The organism is Roseovarius atlanticus (genome assembly GCF_019802205.1).
GTDB lineage: Bacteria > Pseudomonadota > Alphaproteobacteria > Rhodobacterales > Rhodobacteraceae > Roseovarius > Roseovarius atlanticus_A.
In genome coordinates this window covers 160,439-176,452 of record NZ_JAHVHQ010000004.1, presented here as the reverse complement: position 1 = coordinate 176,452, position 16,014 = coordinate 160,439, and the positions used below count along the sequence as shown (strand labels likewise).

General features: G+C 66.8%; 14 protein-coding genes. 6 read left to right on the top strand and 8 right to left on the bottom strand.

The window, feature by feature from the left end:
- The first annotated feature begins 99 nt into the window (after positions 1 to 99).
- Positions 100 to 780, top strand: coding sequence for a hypothetical protein (locus KUV49_RS17435; RefSeq protein ID WP_222452249.1), 681 nt, complete (start codon positions 100 to 102; stop codon positions 778 to 780).
- Between the two features lie 9 nt (positions 781 to 789).
- Here the strand turns inward: KUV49_RS17435 and KUV49_RS17430 are convergent, their stop codons facing one another.
- Positions 790 to 1,824, bottom strand: a complete 1,035-nt coding sequence (locus KUV49_RS17430) for a succinylglutamate desuccinylase/aspartoacylase family protein (RefSeq protein WP_222452248.1) — start codon at positions 1,822 to 1,824, stop codon at positions 790 to 792.
- Between the two features lie 138 nt (positions 1,825 to 1,962).
- On the opposite strand from KUV49_RS17430, the gene KUV49_RS17425 reads away from it, so the two are divergent.
- Positions 1,963 to 2,769 (top strand): GNAT family N-acetyltransferase, encoded by an 807-nt coding sequence (locus KUV49_RS17425; protein WP_222452247.1) that lies wholly within the window; start codon positions 1,963 to 1,965, stop codon positions 2,767 to 2,769.
- Positions 2,770 to 2,914: 145 nt separating this feature from the next.
- Here KUV49_RS17425 and KUV49_RS17420 read toward each other — a convergent pair whose 3' ends face one another.
- The gene (locus tag KUV49_RS17420; protein WP_152497281.1) at positions 2,915 to 3,568 is read right to left on the bottom strand and encodes a peroxiredoxin; all 654 of its coding nucleotides are present in this window, start codon (positions 3,566 to 3,568) and stop codon (positions 2,915 to 2,917) included.
- A 147-nt stretch (positions 3,569 to 3,715) separates the two neighbouring features.
- Here KUV49_RS17420 and KUV49_RS17415 point away from each other — a divergent pair, with 147 nt between their 5' ends.
- The 3 genes from KUV49_RS17415 (at position 3,716) to KUV49_RS17405 (ending at position 7,192) form a co-directional block, all read left to right on the top strand.
- Positions 3,716 to 5,158, top strand: coding sequence for an aldehyde dehydrogenase family protein (locus tag KUV49_RS17415; RefSeq protein ID WP_222452246.1), 1,443 nt, complete (start codon positions 3,716 to 3,718; stop codon positions 5,156 to 5,158).
- Between the two features lie 23 nt (positions 5,159 to 5,181).
- Complete coding sequence (locus KUV49_RS17410) at positions 5,182 to 5,952, top strand: glycosyltransferase family 25 protein (RefSeq protein ID WP_315899561.1); 771 nt, start codon at positions 5,182 to 5,184, stop codon at positions 5,950 to 5,952.
- A 193-nt stretch (positions 5,953 to 6,145) separates the two neighbouring features.
- The gene (locus KUV49_RS17405) at positions 6,146 to 7,192 is read left to right on the top strand and encodes a phosphotransferase (protein WP_222452244.1); all 1,047 of its coding nucleotides are present in this window, start codon (positions 6,146 to 6,148) and stop codon (positions 7,190 to 7,192) included.
- Positions 7,193 to 7,211: 19 nt separating this feature from the next.
- Here the strand turns inward: KUV49_RS17405 and KUV49_RS17400 are convergent, their stop codons facing one another.
- Positions 7,212 to 7,856, bottom strand: a complete 645-nt coding sequence (locus KUV49_RS17400; protein ID WP_222452243.1) for a pseudouridine synthase — start codon at positions 7,854 to 7,856, stop codon at positions 7,212 to 7,214.
- Positions 7,857 to 8,026: 170 nt separating this feature from the next.
- Entirely contained in the window at positions 8,027 to 9,361 is a 1,335-nt protein-coding gene (locus KUV49_RS17395; protein WP_222452242.1) for a PLP-dependent aminotransferase family protein, read from the bottom strand.
- Between the two features lie 91 nt (positions 9,362 to 9,452).
- On the opposite strand from KUV49_RS17395, the gene KUV49_RS17390 reads away from it, so the two are divergent.
- On the top strand, positions 9,453 to 10,619 hold the full coding sequence (locus KUV49_RS17390) for an MFS transporter (RefSeq protein ID WP_222452241.1): 1,167 nt from the start codon (positions 9,453 to 9,455) through the stop codon (positions 10,617 to 10,619).
- 131 nt (positions 10,620 to 10,750) lie between these two features.
- Here KUV49_RS17390 and KUV49_RS17385 read toward each other — a convergent pair whose 3' ends face one another.
- The 4 genes from KUV49_RS17385 to KUV49_RS17370 all read right to left on the bottom strand — a co-directional run bounded on the left by KUV49_RS17385 (position 10,751) and on the right by KUV49_RS17370 (position 15,909).
- On the bottom strand, positions 10,751 to 11,374 hold the full coding sequence (locus KUV49_RS17385) for a class I SAM-dependent methyltransferase (RefSeq protein WP_222452240.1): 624 nt from the start codon (positions 11,372 to 11,374) through the stop codon (positions 10,751 to 10,753).
- A gap of 9 nt (positions 11,375 to 11,383) precedes the next feature.
- Complete coding sequence (gene pssA, locus KUV49_RS17380) at positions 11,384 to 12,148, bottom strand: CDP-diacylglycerol--serine O-phosphatidyltransferase (protein WP_222452239.1); 765 nt, start codon at positions 12,146 to 12,148, stop codon at positions 11,384 to 11,386.
- Positions 12,135 to 12,812 (bottom strand): phosphatidylserine decarboxylase, encoded by a 678-nt coding sequence (locus tag KUV49_RS17375; protein WP_410000780.1) that lies wholly within the window; start codon positions 12,810 to 12,812, stop codon positions 12,135 to 12,137. Before KUV49_RS17375 ends, pssA begins: the two co-directional genes overlap by 14 nt.
- A gap of 130 nt (positions 12,813 to 12,942) precedes the next feature.
- Positions 12,943 to 15,909, bottom strand: coding sequence for an error-prone DNA polymerase (locus KUV49_RS17370; RefSeq protein ID WP_222452238.1), 2,967 nt, complete (start codon positions 15,907 to 15,909; stop codon positions 12,943 to 12,945).
- Positions 15,910 to 16,014: the final 105 nt, after the last annotated feature.

Genomic DNA, 16,014 nt, shown 5'->3' with positions numbered 1-16,014 from the left:
TCCCGGCGGGTCTTCGCCACGCGGCCGGGCTTTGCGCTTGATGCGGCGCCGCGCCTCGCCTATTCCCGCGCCAGATCTTTCGCCAGAGGCACGCGTCCCATGACCCTTTCCACGATCCGGCAACTCGACAGACTGATCCTCGGCATCGTCGTCGCCGTCCTGGTGCTTACGGTCGGCATCTACTTCTACAGCACCGACTTTTTCACCCTGACCTACGCGCGCGAGGACGGGATCGTCGAATATGGCACCGCAATCTTCCTGTTCCTGGCCAGCATCGTTCTGTTCGGCAACGCCCGCTCTCTCAAGGCGCGCGGCCTCACCCTGGCCTTCGGCTGCACGCTGTTCTACGGCCTGCTGTTCTTTTTCGCCGCGGGCGAGGAGATTTCCTGGGGCCAGCGCATCTTCGGCTGGGAAACCGGCGAAACCTTCCAGGAGATCAACAAGCAGCAGGAAACCAACCTGCACAACCTGATCGTGCCCACGCCCTGGGGCGACTTCCACCTCGCCAAGACGCTCTTCGGCCCGATCCTGACGCTGATCCTGCTGCTCTACCTCGCCGTACTGCCGCTGCTCTACCCGCGCGTGGGCTGGATCAGACGCACCGCCGACCGCATCGCCGCCCCGGTGCCCAGCACCCGCCACGCGGTCCTGGCCGTGGCCGCCAGCCTCGTGATCGCCGCCATCGACGTATCGCGCAAATGGGAAGTCTACGAGCTGGTGTTCAGCCTGCTGGCCACGTCGATCTTCCTTTTGCCCCAGAACCGCGACCACACGACCTGAGACCCCGGCTCAGATGATCTCGTCCTCGTCGTAAAGCGGCGCGGCCTCCATATGCGCGGCCACGCCCTCGGCGGCATGTTCCGCCCTTGGCGTCTCGGCGATATGAAACAGCGCCTCGCCCTCGTAGACGGCCGGCATGTTCGACCGCCCGATCACGATGCCCACCTCCTCGCAGATCACCTCCCGGTCGGTCTGGCCCATGGGATCGCTGACAGCACCCAGCACCGTGCCCGGCTCCACCGCGTCGCCGATCGCCTTGTAGCCGCGAAAGACACCGCCCACCGGCGCCCGGTACCAGTGCGACGTGTTCGCCACCACCGGCACGCTGCGCCGCTTCGGCACGCCCTTGGCCCCGATCATGCCCAGCCGCCGCATCACCCGCAAACACCCGCTCACCCCGGCCCGCACGGCCAGTTCGTCGAACCGCAGTGCCTCGCCGCCTTCGTAGAGCAGGACATCCACGCCCTCGTCCTCGGCGGCCAGCCGCAAGCTGCCCTCGCGCAGCTTCGAGGCCATCATCACCGGCGCGCCAAAGGCCTCGCCCAGGGATTTCAAACGCTCGTTGCCCGGCGTCAGCCGGATCTGCGGCAGGTTGGTCCGGTGAATCGCCGCCGAATGCAGGTCGATCCCCACATCCGCACGCCGCACCACCTCCTCCATGAAGATATGCGCCAGCCGCGAGGCCATGCTGCCCTCCGCGCCCCCCGGGAAACAGCGGTTCAGGTCGCGCCGGTCCGGCAGGTACCGGGAATGGTTGTGAAAGCCGAACCCGTTGACGATCGGCACCGCCAGCAGCGTGCCCGCCATGCCCTTCAGGGGGGCCGCGCGCAACAGCCGCCGCACGATCTCGACCCCGATCACCTCGTCGCCATGGATCGCCGCCGAGACGAACAGCACCGGCCCGGGCCGCCGCCCGTGGATCACGTGCACCGCCAGGCTCACCGGCGTATGGTCCGACAGGGTGCTCACCGGCACGTCCACCGTCTTGCGGCTTCCGGGCCTTACCGTCTCGCCCCCGATACCGAATGCATCACGTTTCGACATGCCCGGCTATGTCGCGCAAAATCCGGGCCCTGTCCATAACCGACAGGCCGGGCAACCGCCGACGCGCACTGCACAAGACCGTACCGATCTGCCCGTTCCGTGTTAAAGTGATCCCGGCGAAGGGACGAAGGGGACTACATGACCGGCACCGTGAACGGCCTTTACGGCAGCGCAGCCCAACAAAAGTTGCAGGCGGCGACACTGGCGGCAGCGGACAGGCTGCGCGACACACCCGGCGCGGTTTTCGCCGCCCGCATGGCCGGCACGGACGACCCCGACCGCTTCGGCTGGGACAGGATCGAGCAAATCCTGCGCGACCAGGGCGCGATCACGTTCCGCATGACCCCGCAGGAAGACTGCCCCGACATCGAGCGCCGCCTGGCCGAGATCGGCTGCACCATAAGCTGGTGGGACGTGTTCGACGGCCCCCGCGACAGGATCCGGGCCGCCTGCGACGACGCGCTCGGACAGGCGCGGGACGATCTGGTGCCGGCCGCGCCCTCCGGCCCCGACGATGTTGCGTTCTTCGAAAAGGTGCAGGATTTCATCGCCCGCTGCGGCATCGCGCCCTACCCGGCGCAGGTGCTCTCGGGTCGGACGGGACCTGCCGCGCTGGCCGTGCTCACCGACCCGGCAGACGGCGCCATCGCGGCCACCGCCTTTGCCTACTTTCCCTACAACGCCCATGGCCCGCATCACGCCACCGCCTGGGCCGGGCTCGTGGCGGTGCACGAGGATCAGCGCAAACGCGGCATCGGCGTCCGGGTCAATGCCCTTGCCCTGCGCGCGGCGGTGGACGATCTCGGCGCCGAGCGGGTGCAGCAATTCGCCCGTACCACCAACCTGGCGTCCTGCCGGATGATCGAACGTTGCGGCCTGCGCCTGCGCCCCGACGTGCGCTCGGGCATCGCCCAGCCCGAGGGTGCTCAAAGCTTCACGCGCTGACCTGACTCACCCCCGCAGCCTCTTCCTCTGGCCGGAAATATCCCGGGGAGGAGGTCGAAACCCCGGTTTCGACCGGAGGGGCAGCGCCCCTCCGACCCAATATCCTGCGCGGCGCAGCCGCACATTTCAATAGCGCCCGGCCGGATCAGCCCGGCAGCTTCGCCATCCGCAGATAGGGCAGCACCGTGTTGAACTCCCCGAACTTGGCCTTGGCGTCCTCGTCGCTGACCGAGGTCGGGATCACCACGTCCTGCCCCACGGTCCAGTCGGCGGGCGTCGCCACGCCCTGCCCGGCACTGGTCTGCAACGCATCGAGCGCGCGCAGCACCTCGCCAAAATTGCGGCCCACCGTCATCGGATAGGTCATGGTCAGCTTCAGCTGCTTGTCCGGCCCGATGATGAAGACCGACCGCACCGTGGCGCTGTCGGCGGGCGTGCGGCCATCAGGCAGGTAGGCCTCGGCAGGCAGCATGTCGAAGGCCTTGGACACCTCCAGCCCGTCATCGGCGATGATCGGAAAGCCCGGCTTGGCACCGCCCGCCGTCTCGATGTCGCCCTTCCATTTCTTGTGGTCCTCCACGCCGTCGACGCTGACCCCGATCACCTTGGTGCCGCGCTTCTCCCACTCGTCGGCCAGCCGTGCGACGGCGCCGAACTCGGTGGTGCAGACCGGCGTGAAATCCTTGGGATGCGAGAACAGGATCGCCCAGCTGTCGCCGATCCAGTCATGCAGGCTGAACTCGCCCTGGTCGGTGGTCACTTTCAGGTCGGGAATGGTATCGTTGATCCGCAGTGCCATGGGGCATCTCCTTCTTTTGCAAATCGAATCCTCGTGCCCAACATAGGAAGGGTTCGCGAAATTAACACCACCCACTTGCGGCAGTCCGCCCCCTATGGTCATCTGCGCGCCAAATGCCCACTGCGGCTCAGACGAAAGGACTGCGACATGATCGAGAAGAAACAATTCTACATCGACGGCGCCTGGGTCGACCCGGTCGCGGGCACCGACCACCAGGTCATCGACCCCTCGACCGAAGACCCCTGCGCGGTGATCTCATTGGCCGGCGAGGCCGATTGCGACGCCGCCGTCGCCGCCGCCAAATCCGCCTTCCCGGGCTGGATGGCCACCCCGGTGTCCGAGCGCATGGCCCTGGTCGAGAAACTGCGCGAGATCTACAAATCCCGCGCCGAGGACATGGCCCGCGCCATCAGCATGGAAATGGGCGCGCCCATCGACCTTGCCCGCGCGCAACAGGTCGGCGCCGGGTCGTCCCACATGGACGCCATTCTCAAGGCCGCATCGGAATTTCACTGGATCGAACCCCTGGGCGATCACGCCCCCAATGACCGCATCATCCACGAGGCCGTGGGCGTCGTCACCATGATCACGCCGTGGAACTGGCCGATGAACCAGATCTCGCTCAAGGTCATCGCCGGTCTGCTCGCGGGCTGCACCATGATCCTCAAACCCTCCGAGGAATCGCCCCTCTCGGCCCTGCTCTTCGCCGAGATGATCGACGCGGCGGGCTTTCCCAAGGGCGTCTTCAACCTCGTCAACGGCGACGGCGCGGTCGCGGGCAATGCCCTCACCGGCCATCCGGACGTCGACATGGTGTCCTTCACCGGCTCCTCGCGCGCCGGGCGGCTCATCTCCAAGAACGCCGCCGACACGCTCAAGCGGGTTTCGCTGGAACTGGGCGGCAAGGGTGCCAACCTCATCTTCGCCGATGCCGACGACAAGGCCGTCAAGCGCGGCGTCCTGCACTGCATGAACAACACCGGCCAGTCCTGCAACGCGCCGACCCGGATGCTGGTGCAGCGCGAGATCTACGACCAGGCCGTCGAGACCGCTGCCGAAACGGCGGGCAAGGTCACCGTCGGCCCCGCGTCCGAGGAAGGCCGGCACATGGGCCCCGTGGTGAACGAGACCCAGTTCAACAAGATCCAGGACCTGATCCAGAAAGGCATCGACGAAGGCGCGCGCCTCGTGGCCGGCGGCACCGGCCGCCCCGACGGGCTCAACCGCGGGTTCTTCGTCAAGCCGACGATCTTCGCCGATGTCAACAACGACATGACCATCGCGCGCGAGGAAATCTTCGGCCCGGTCCTGTCGATCATCCCCTTCGAGACCGAAGAGGACGGCCTCCGCATCGCCAACGACACGCCCTATGGCCTGACGAACTATGTCCAGACCCAGGATCCGGCCCGCGCCAACCGCTGCGCCCGCGCCCTGCGCTCGGGCATGGTGGAAATGAACGGCCAAAGCCGCGGCTTGGGCTCGCCGTTCGGCGGCATGAAACAGTCCGGCAACGGGCGCGAAGGCGGCAAATGGGGGCTCGAGGACTTCCTCGAGGTCAAGGCGGTCTCGGGCTGGACCGAAGACGCCTGACGCGGATGGAGGTCCACGCCTTCGTGTTGCATCTCGTCCGGGCTTCGGCCCGGCGAGAGAACGCGCAGGCACTGCTGGCCGACGCCCGCGACATCGGCGGCTTCAGGGCCGAGATCTGGCCCGCCGTCGACGGCGGCTCGATGTCCTCCACCGACCTGTCGGCCAGCGTCGGGGCCGCACTGTTCGAGCCGGGGTACCCGTTTCCCCTCAAGGCGGGCGAGATCGGCTGCACCCTCTCGCACCGCCAGATCTGGGCCGAGCTTCAGAGGCGCGACGCGGGCGCCGCCCTGATCCTCGCGGACGACGCCGAGATCGACCCCGACACGTTTCACGCCGCGCTCAGCCTCGCCCGGACCCATATCGAAACGCTCGGCTACATCCAGTTCCAGACCAACGCCCCGCAAGGCCCCTCGCATCTCGTCGACACGTTCCGCGACTGCCGCCTCGTGGTGCCGCAACAGGCCGGGCTGCGCGCTACCGGCCAGATGGTCAGCCGCGCCGCCGCCGCACGGCTGCTGGCGCTGTCCGACCCTTTCGACCGACCCGTCGATGCCTTCGTCCAGTCCCACTGGCACACGGGCCTGCGCCCGGCGATGATCTACCCCTCGGGCCTCGCCGATATCGGGCCAGAGCTCGACGACCCTGCCGCCCGGCCGGGCGATCCCTCCTGGACCGAAAAGCTCGTGCGCGAATTCCACAGCGCCCGCTACCGCTCGGCGGTCTCGCGCCTGTCGCGCCGCAGTGCCGCGCCCGCCAGTGGCGGCTTCGCGGCAGATGATGACCGGGAAGGCTGACCGCATCATCCACCGCCGCTTGGGCGGCGCCCGCAACCGGATCGCCCGATAGACCGCCGCCCCGACGGCTGGATGCGCGGCAGCTTCTGGCGGACTCCCGCACATCACACCGCGAAAAAACCGCCGGACACTTCCGTAGGGTGGGGTTCCACCCCACCTTCCCCCCCACGCTGAAACACACTAAACACCCCCCATGACCAGCACCCCCGATATCGCGCAGGCCGTCTTCGTGCCCGAAACCGTGCACAAGCGCGATATCTTTTCCGAGACCATCTCCGGCCACCTCCAAGGCCATCCCGACATCGCCGTCGTCCTGCGCAAGCTCGACACGGTGCCGCTCTACGCCCGTCCTCTCTCGCGCTGGCTGGCTGCGCGCGAAACCCGCGGCCTGCGCGCCGTGCAGGGGATCGAAGGCTGCCCCACCCTCATCCGCGCCGACCACGTGGGCCTCTTGCGCAGCTGGACCAAGGGCACGCCTCTGCACCTGGCCAAGCCCACCGATCCCGCATGGTACCGGGACGCCAGGCGCCTCTTGCGCGAAATGCGCCGCGCCGGGGTCACCCATAACGACATCGCCAAGCCGCAGAACTGGCTGATGACCCCCGAAGGCCGCGCCGCCGTCATCGACTTTCAGCTCGCCTCGGTCCATCCCCGGCGTGGCAAGTTCTTCCGTCTCAAGGCCCGCGAGGACCTGCGCCACCTGCTGAAACAGAAACGCGCCTACGCGCCCGATCTGCTCACCCCGTCAGAGCACCGCATGCTGGCGCAGAAATCCCTGCCGTCCCGCGTCTGGATGGCCACCGGCAAGCGGCTCTACAATTTCGTTACCCGCCGCCTGATGAATTGGTCCGATGGCGAAGGCACCGAGGACCGGATGGAGCGTGACGGCCCCGCCCTGCGCAAGGCCCTGCTCGCCCATCCGCAGATCACCGACATCGCCCTCTGCACCTTCGCCCTGCCCGCCAAAGGCGTCGGACTCTACGCCTTCGTCGAAACCCCGCTCACCGCGTCCGAGGTCACGAAACTGGCCCCCGCGCCCAAACCCGAACACATCCAGACCGTCGCCGCCCTGCCCCGGCATCCCGACGGCACCCCACGGCTCGACGCGCTCACGCTCATTGCCACAAACCGCCTCGACGAACTCGAACAGCTACAGTCCGACGATGCCCACCTCGCCGCCACGCTGAAGCCCATCATCGCGCACCGCCTCAACCTCACCGACCGCGTGCTGCGCGCCTGAGTTTCACGCACCACGCGTCCTAGAACGGCGCTTTCTGACGAAACACTATCCCCGCCCCGCCATCGGGATGCCGCAACCGCAACTCCTCGGAATGCAGCATCAGGCGCTCATGCTCCAGCGCCGCGCCCTCGGCATAGAAAGGGTCCCCCAGAATCGGATGCCCCAATGCCTGCATATGCACGCGCAACTGGTGGCTCCGCCCGGTCTTCGGCATCAGCCGCATCCGGGTCTCGCCATCTCCATATCGCTGCACCCGCCAATCCGTCACCGCCGCCTTGCCGGTCTCATGGCACACCTTCTGCCGCGGCCGGTTCGGCCAGTCCACGATCACCGGCAGGTCCACCGTCCCGGTCCGCTCTTCCACCCGGCCCCAGACCCGCGCCACGTAGATCTTCTTCACCTGCCGTTTCTCGAATTGCAGGCCAAGGTGCCGCTGCGCATGGGGCGACAGCGCAAAGACCATCACGCCGGACGTGTCCCGGTCCAGCCGATGCACCAGCAGCGCCATGGGAAACGCCTCCTGCACCCGCGACAGCAGGCAATCGGCAAGGTGCTCCCCCTTGCCCGGCACGCTCAGCAGGCCGGGCGGCTTGGCCACCACCAGGATCTCGTGATCCTCGTGCAGCACCTCCAGCGGGGTCATCGGCGGGTCGTAATCGGACATGGGCGCCGCATACACCAGCCCTGCCCGCCACGCCAGCCCGGCCGGCCCACGGCACCAGACGCCTGCACCGTTCCCCGGAGGGGCCCGCCGAACGGGTGCCGAGCGATAAAGTCCCAAGGCAGAAAGGTACTCAGGACCTGCCTGTACGCGGGTCAGCGATCAAGGCTCTCCTACGATACCGACGCCGCATCGACGGCGTCCTGAACCGTCCGGAAAATTCCCGTCAACGCGTCCATTGCAATCCCGCCGAAGGCAAGCCGCAACGCCTGTGGCGCCGCGACGGTGGTTGCGAACGGGTCCGCGCCGGACGCAGAAATTCCGTGCGCCTTCAGCCGTGTGACGATCGGTTCGGCGCGAACGCCCTTTTCAAGCGGCAACCAGGCGAAGCCCGCGTTGCGATGCGACAGAACAGGGGAACCGCCAAGAACCGTCCGGCAGAGCCGCTGGCGCTCTGCACCGTCGCGTCGCCGGGTGGCTTCGGAGCTGGCAAGCGTGCCGTCCTCCATCCAGCCCGTGACCAACCCGGATATCAACGCCGGGGCGTTCCAGGTCGTCGCCCTGATCGCTTCTAGCAATCCGTCCGTGTGGGTCTCGGGCGCGACCAGGTAGCCCAGGCGCAACCCTGTCGAGAGGCTCTTGGAAAAGCTACCGACATAGACCGTTCGTTCCGGTGCAAGCGCGAAGAGGCTGGGCGGAGGGTCCGGTTCCAGGAATGCATAGGCCGCGTCCTCGATGAGCAACAAATCATGCGCGCGCGCGATCTCGATCAGGCGCAGGCGCGTCGCCTCGTCCATGACGGCCCCCAATGGGTTGTGAACCGTCGGCATCAGGTAGACCGCCCGCACCTTGCGCGCGCGACACTGCCGTTCCAGGTCGTCCGGGTCCATCACGCCATGTCGCCCCTCGACCGGAACAAGATCCAGCCCCTGCAACGCCGCGACGGACTTGAAGCCGGGATAGGTCAGCGTGTCGATTGCGACCCTGTCGCCGCTCCGAAGAAGACCGAGCGCGACCGTCGCCAGCCCGTGCTGCCCGCCCGACGTGACCAGAAGACAGTCGGGGTCGATGGCGCCAAGGGTTCCGGCAAGGCTTTCGGCAATGACCCGGCGCTCGTGCGCCCGGCCGCCGTGCGGCTGGTACCGCAGCATCGCCTCAAGATCGCCCGCCGCCGCAAGCCGCCGCAGGCCCGCCCGCAACATATCCGCATCGCCCGCGTCCCCCGGCATGTTGAAAACAAGATCGACGAGCCCATCGCTGGCCGTCTGCCGGACCCCCAGCGTGGGGGGCAGCCCGACATCGCGCACGAACGTGCCGCGACCGGCCTCGCCGACGATCAGGCCCCTGCGTTCAACCTCGCTGTAGACACGCGTCGCCGTGGCCAGGGCCACGCTGAACTGTTCGGCAAAGGCGCGATGGGTCGGCAGCTTCGTGCCCGGGGCCAGCTTGCCCTCCTCGATCGCCGTCGAGAGCATGTCGGCAAGGTGGATGTATCGCGCTTTCTTCATGGCCTCACTGTATCTAGTACAATAGAAAAATTGTCCTACGACATTCATCGTGCCATGCCGGTCTGAAGTCAATCTTCGAGGTCCGCGCCCCATGTCCAGACTCCTCCCGGTTTCGCTGCTCGCTCTCGGGCTTTTCACGGTGACCTTCGCCGTCAACCTTCAGGCTCCGCTCTACGAGGTCTACGCCGCCCAAAGCGATGTCGGGGCCACGGCGGTGACGGTCGCGTTCGCGGCCTATGTCGGTGGTCTCCTGCCGACGCTGTTGCTGCTCGGCGGGCTGTCGGACCGCATCGGCAGACGGGTCCCGATTGCGCTGGCGCTGATCCTGGGCACCGTGGCGACGGCGCTTCTGGTACAGGTGCCAAGCTGGGCAAGTCTTGTCGTCGCGCGCGTCCTGCTCGGGATCGGGACGGGCCTGGCGACAACCGCCGGGACGGCCTACATGACGGAAATTCTCGGCCCGGGCCGTGCAAGGAACGCCGCCCTTGTCGTGACCTCCGCCACATCGCTCGGCTTTGGCGGCGGCGCTCTGGCAACGGGGATCAGCCTCGGGGTGCAGGGGCCGACGCTCCTGCCCGCCAGCTATATCGTCCTGTTCGTGGCGGCGCCTGTCCTCGCCCTGATCGCCCTCGGACTTCCCCGGATCGACAAGCCCCGCCCCGTGTCGCTCCTGCGCCTGCCGGTCTTCCCCTCCGGCACTTGGGTCTTCGGTGCCGCAATGGCATTGGCCTGGTCCACGACCGGCATGACCATCGCTGTCATTCCGCTGGAGCTTGCCGCGAACGATCTCGGGGGGTGGACGGGCCTCGTCATCTTCCTGGCGATCTTCATGGGGTTCCTGTGCCAACCGATGGCCCGGCGCATGAGCAACGACCGCGCGCTTGCCCTCGGGTTCGTCCTGATCCCGCTCGGCTTTCTCGTCCTCCTGGTCGGCGTGTGGCTGAAGGTTCTGACATTCGTACTCGTCGGCACCTGTATCACCAGCGCCGCAAGCTATGGCTTCACCTACCTCGCGGCCCTGGCAGAAGTGTCGTTGCGTGCGCCGGACGACCGGGCAAGGGCAACGGCGGGCCTGTTCGTCTATGCCTATTTCGGCTTTTCGCTTCCGGTGATCGCCAGCGGCGCCCTGGCCGACATGCTGGGCCTTCTGTCCGCACTGGTGGCCTTCGCAGCCGTTCAGATCACGGTCACCGCGATCATCGTGCTGACGTGGAAACGACGGGCCGTTCCGCCCGCCGCCGCCTTCGATGCCGGATAACGCGACGACCGACGCAGAGAACGCAAAGCGGTCGCGCGCCGGATCAGGAAGCCGTCAAAAGTCGGCTTCGAATATCCATGGCCCAACCCCCAACTCCATTACCTTCGGGTGTGCCTCGGTGCGTCCGTACCCTAATGCTCCGGCGCTTTCTCCAACACCAGGAACGTCATCATGCCAAGGGGCGGCAACGGCCTTTGCACGTCCAGCCTGAGACACTCCGACCCAAGCACGGTTTCGATCTCGAAATCGGAATGCCAGCCGATCACGTTGGCCACCGGCGCCAGCACCCGCTCCAGAACGGAAAGCGCGCCTGTCTTGCGCACGAAATGGTTCGTGATCACCACTTTGCCGCCCGGTTTGCAGACCCGGCCGATTTCGCGCATCACGCGCTCGGGCTCGGGGACGACCGACAGCACATGCATCGCTGCGACCGTGTCGAAATGATTGTCCGGGAAATCGAGGTCACGGGCATCCATTTGCCGCAATTCCCTTACATGCTCCAAATTCAGGCGCTCCACCTTGTCGCGCGCCTTGGCGAGCATGTCCTCGCTGAAATCTATGCCGCTGATCTGCGTCTCCGGGCCGTAATGCTCGAGCGAAAGACCCGTGCCCACGCCCACTTCGAGAACGCTCCCGGAGCGCGCGTTGATATAATCGACAGCACGCTTCCGGCCGACATTCGTCACCGCTCCGAATGTCCTGTCGTAGATTGGGGCCCACCGCGCGTAGGACGTTTTGACGGCCTCGATATCCATGCGTTCTCCTTACTTTCTGAGGTCTCTCGCCTTGCCGACCGCGGACCATCCCACCGTAAGCAGATAGCACGCGGACAGCACGAACAGCGCAATCCAGGTGAACGTAAAAAAAGCGGCCCCGGCCAGGACAACGCCGACGAGGAAGAACTTCACGTTCGCCCGCGAGATCGTCACGCCCTTGAGCGACATCGTCGGCACGGCGCTGATCATCAACAGGCCCACGAAAACCATGTAGATGCAGATGGCAAGGCCCGGCAGCTTGTCGTTCTGGAACGCAAACGACAGGTACAGCGGCATCATGACCAACACCGCGCCCGCCGGCGACGGGACGCCCGAAAAGTGGCTGGCCGACCCGGGCGCATCCTCCGACTTGTGGTCGACATTGAAACGGGCCAGCCGGATCACGCAGCAGACCGAGAAGAAAAGCACGAATATCCACGCCGCGCTGCGGATGTCCTGCAAGCCCCAGAAATACAGGATCAGCGGCGGCGCGATACCGAAGTTGAGGAAATCCGCGAGCGAATCGAGCTCCGCACCGATCTTGCTGTCGCTGCGCAGCAAACGCGCGACCCGGCCGTCGACGCCATCCAGCACACAGGCCAGCAGCACCAGTTGAACCGCGAACATGTAATCCGCCTGAACCGCGAACCGGATCGACGTCATGCCCGCGCAGATCGCGGCAAGCGTGATCAGGTTGGGCAGCAACTGGACAAGCGCGGCTTCGTTTCTGTTCCTGCCGGCGCGGTCCCGCGGGGTCTGGTTATCTCGTGGCATCGGGCAAGGTGAGGTCGGCCAATACTGTTTCTCCGGCAACCATGGTCTGCCCCACATGAACCAGGGGTACAACCCCGTCGGGCAGATAGACATCCAGCCTCGAGCCGAACCGGATCAGCCCGAATCTTTCCGAGGTCGACAGGGAGTCGCCCACCTTGACGAAACACACGATCCGCCGCGCCACCAGCCCCGCGATCTGCACGACGGCAACATCCCGCCCGTCGGGCATCGCGATGCGCAGGCTGTTGCGTTCGTTGTCGGCACTGGCCTTGTCCAAGGAGGCATTGAAGAACTTGCCCGGGCGATAGGCGACCGCTTCGATCCGGCCTCCGACGGGCATCCGGTTCACATGGCAGTTGAACACGCTCATGAAGACGCTGATGCGGGTCAACGCCTCGCCGGACATCCCAAGCTCTTCGGGGGGAACCGCTTTCTCGATCAACGAGACGATGCCATCCGCAGGGCTGACGATGACCCCGCTTCGCGATGGCGGCACGCGCTCGGGGTCGCGGAAGAAGTAATAACACCAGACCGTAAGCCCGACGCCGATCCACCCCAGGATGTCGGACAGGAAAAACAACAGGAGGGTCGCACCGGCAAAGATCGCAACGAACTTTCTGCCTTCCGGATGCATCGGCTTGATGAATGTATCGAGCATTCGCATGAAGATTTTCCGTCGCCGCTGAGTGGTGCTGCGTTATGAAGCCCGGCCGCCACAACTGCAAGTGCAAGAGCAGGTCCCGGCTGGATTTGACCGGCTCACGAAACTGCGCCTCGACGCGTCGATGGCCCTTCTACGACCCTCGGGAGGCAGCACGGCCATCTGTCCCGGGCGACACGGCCTCCAACGCGGCGCTCTGCCGCTTCGACGGATCGCCCCGATCCACCGGGGCGGAAGGCGTCAGCAGATCGCGCAACAGGGCCAGCGGATGCGCCTTCAGCGACAACCGCATCGAGACATAATCCTCCACCACCTCCTCGCCCGTCGTCATGGCGGGCAGGTGAACGGCAGGCTCGAACACCGCCTCGCCCTCCATGTCCCCCGCGAAAAGCGGCAGCGCCTCCTTGCCCACCATCGCATGCGTCTCCCACAGCGCCCCGCGCCGCGCCACGTCGATGCCGGCAAAGGCGTCCGCCTCGGCCAACCGCGTCATCACCTCGGGCGCCACGCCCGCCCGGCGCCACACGTCGCTCACCTCGCGGTACCCGTTGCCCCGCGCCGCGGTGATCCAGTGGGCGTCCTCCTCCACCATCCCCTTGACCTGCCGGAACCCCAGCCGCAGCGCCAGCCCGCCCGCCTCGTCCGGCTCCATCGCGTTGTCCCAATAGCTGGCGTTGATGCAGACCGGCCGCACCTCCACCCCGTGCTCCCGCGCGTCCCGCACGATCTGCGCCGGCGCGTAAAACCCCATCGGCTGCGCATTCAGCAGCGCACAGGCGAATATCCCCGGATGGTGCCGCTTGACCCAGGCGCTGGCATAGACCAGCAGTGCGAAACTGGCCGCGTGGCTTTCGGGGAAACCATAGCTGCCGAACCCCTCGATCTGGGAAAAGCACCGTCCGGCGAACTCCATGTCATAGCCATTGGCCCGCATGCCGCGCAGGAACCGCGTGCGAAACTCGCTCACGTTGCCGTGTTTCTTGAACGTCGCCAGCGACCGGCGCAGCCGGTCCGCCTCCTCGGGGGTGAACCCCGCCCCGATGATGGCGATCTGCATCGCCTGCTCCTGAAAGAGCGGCACCCCAAGCGTCTTGCCCAGCACCCGGCCCAGCTCGTCGGATGGAAACTCCACCGTCTCCTCGCCGTTCCGTCGCCGGATATAGGGGTGCACCATGTCGCCCTGGATCGGCCCCGGCCGGATGATCGCCACCTCGATCACCAGGTCGTAAAAGCATCTCGGCCGCATCCGGGGCAGGAAGTTCATCTGCGCCCGCGACTCCACCTGGAACACTCCGATCGTGTCCGCCTCGCACAGCATGTCATAGACCTTGGGGTCCTCCGGCGGCAGCGAGGCCAGCGTATGTTCCTGCCCGTGATGCTGCTCGATCAGGTCGAACGCCTTGCGCAGACAGCTCAGCATCCCCAGCGCCAGCACGTCGACCTTCAGAATGCCCAGCGCGTCGATATCGTCCTTGTCCCAGCAGATCACCGTCCGGCCTTCCATCGTGGCGTTCTCCACGGGCACCAGCTCGTCCAGCCGCCCCTCGGTGATGACGAAGCCGCCCACATGCTGGCTCAGGTGCCGCGGAAACCCCTCGATCTCGCGCACCAGCTCCATCGTCTGGCGCAGCCGCCGGTCGTCGGGATCCAGCCCGATCTCGCGCATCCGTTCCCGCTCCACCGCGCCCGAGGTCGCAAAGAACCCCCATAACTGCGAGCTGAGCGCCCCCACCGTGTCCTGGCTCAGCCCCATCGCCGCGCCCACCTCGCGGATGGCCCGCTTGCCCCGGTAATGAATGACCGTGGCGCACAGCCCCGCACGGTGCCGGCCATAGCGCTCGTAGATATGCTGGATCACCTCCTCGCGCCGCTCATGTTCGAAATCCACGTCGATATCCGGCGGCTCGTTGCGCGCCTCGCTGACGAAGCGTTCGAACACCATCGTGCCGGTCTCGGGACTGACCGAGGTGACGCCCAGGCAATAGCAGACAACCGAATTGGCCGCCGACCCGCGCCCCTGGCACAGGATCCCGCGCGACCGGGCAAAGGCCACCACGTCGCGCACCGTCAGGAAATAGGGCTCGTAGTTCAGCTTGGCGATCAGGCTCAGCTCGTGCTCGATCATCCCCCGCACCCGCTCCGGCGCGCCGTCGGGATAGCGCCAGCGCAGCCCCTCCATCGCCAGCCGCCGCAGCCTCTCCGCCGCCGTTTCCCCCTGCGACACCTCGCTGGGGTACTCATACCGCAGCTCGTCCAGCGAAAACCGCAGCCGCGCCGCCACCTGTTCAGTCCGCCGCACCGCCTCCTCGTGCCCCGCGAACAGCCGCAGCATCTCCGCCTCCGAGCGCAATCTTTGCTCGCCATTGGCCAGCGCATCCCGGCCCAGCTGGTCCACCCGCCGTCCCTGCCTTATCGCGGTCAGCACATCCGCCAACCGCCGCCGCCGCGCATGGTGCATCGCGGGCAGGGCCGAGGCGACGGTCTCCACGCCCAACTCCCCCGCCAGCACCGCCAGCCGTTTGAGCCGCTTCGCATCCTGTCCGTCATAGCGCGGCGCCATCAGCAGGTAGCACTGCCCACCAACACCCTTCACCAGCCGCCCCGCAAGCCGCTTCCAGTCCCGCAACGCCCCCTCCGGCGGGTGCAATAGCAGAACGATCTCCTCCATCCCCTCCAGCAGGTCCTCCAGCCGCAGGTCGCATTCCCCCTTCTCGACCAGCAGCCGCCCGGTGCTGATCAGCCGGCTCAGCCGCCCCCAGCCCTGCCGCGTCTCGGGCAGCGCGGTCAGCACCAGCCCCTCGCGCAACACCAGCCGCGCGGCGGGGTAGAAGCGCGGCACATGCGCCCACTCGGGCACGCGCGGCTCCGGTGCAGGCGGGCCGATGGGACCGTCGCGCGCCTCGATCCGCGCCCGCTCGGCCACCACGCGGGCGATCTCGCGCACCGCCGCATGGGCGCGCACCACCCCCGCGACCGAGTTCTCATCGGCAATGGCCAGCCCCGCCAGCCCCAGCTCCGCCGCCCGCGCCACGTATTCCTCGGCGTGCGACGCCCCGGTCAGGAAGGTGAAATTGGAGGTGATCGACAATTCGGTGAACATGGCAGGCCCCCATGATATTCACCTTTTGTTCTCATTTCGAGTCCGAATCGTAGGGTGGGTGAAAGCCGCGCGATCGCCAGACCGCGGGCTGGCGACCAACCTTCC

Bases quoted from the DNA above. Each gene is read 5' to 3' on its own strand.
- KUV49_RS17435 (WP_222452249.1), top strand. From the start codon at position 100: ATGACCCTTTCCACGATCCGGCAACTCGACAGACTGATCCTCGGCATC.
- KUV49_RS17430 (WP_222452248.1), bottom strand. From the start codon at position 1,824: ATGTCGAAACGTGATGCATTCGGTATCGGGGGCGAGACGGTAAGGCCC.
- KUV49_RS17425 (WP_222452247.1), top strand. From the start codon at position 1,963: ATGACCGGCACCGTGAACGGCCTTTACGGCAGCGCAGCCCAACAAAAG.
- KUV49_RS17420 (WP_152497281.1), bottom strand. From the start codon at position 3,568: ATGGCACTGCGGATCAACGATACCATTCCCGACCTGAAAGTGACCACC.
- KUV49_RS17415 (WP_222452246.1), top strand. From the start codon at position 3,716: ATGATCGAGAAGAAACAATTCTACATCGACGGCGCCTGGGTCGACCCG.
- KUV49_RS17405 (WP_222452244.1), top strand. From the start codon at position 6,146: ATGACCAGCACCCCCGATATCGCGCAGGCCGTCTTCGTGCCCGAAACC.
- KUV49_RS17400 (WP_222452243.1), bottom strand. From the start codon at position 7,856: ATGTCCGATTACGACCCGCCGATGACCCCGCTGGAGGTGCTGCACGAG.
- KUV49_RS17395 (WP_222452242.1), bottom strand. From the start codon at position 9,361: ATGAAGAAAGCGCGATACATCCACCTTGCCGACATGCTCTCGACGGCG.
- KUV49_RS17390 (WP_222452241.1), top strand. From the start codon at position 9,453: ATGTCCAGACTCCTCCCGGTTTCGCTGCTCGCTCTCGGGCTTTTCACG.
- KUV49_RS17385 (WP_222452240.1), bottom strand. From the start codon at position 11,374: ATGGATATCGAGGCCGTCAAAACGTCCTACGCGCGGTGGGCCCCAATC.
- pssA (WP_222452239.1), bottom strand. From the start codon at position 12,148: ATGCCACGAGATAACCAGACCCCGCGGGACCGCGCCGGCAGGAACAGA.
- KUV49_RS17375 (WP_410000780.1), bottom strand. From the start codon at position 12,812: ATGCGAATGCTCGATACATTCATCAAGCCGATGCATCCGGAAGGCAGA.
- KUV49_RS17370 (WP_222452238.1), bottom strand. From the start codon at position 15,909: ATGTTCACCGAATTGTCGATCACCTCCAATTTCACCTTCCTGACCGGG.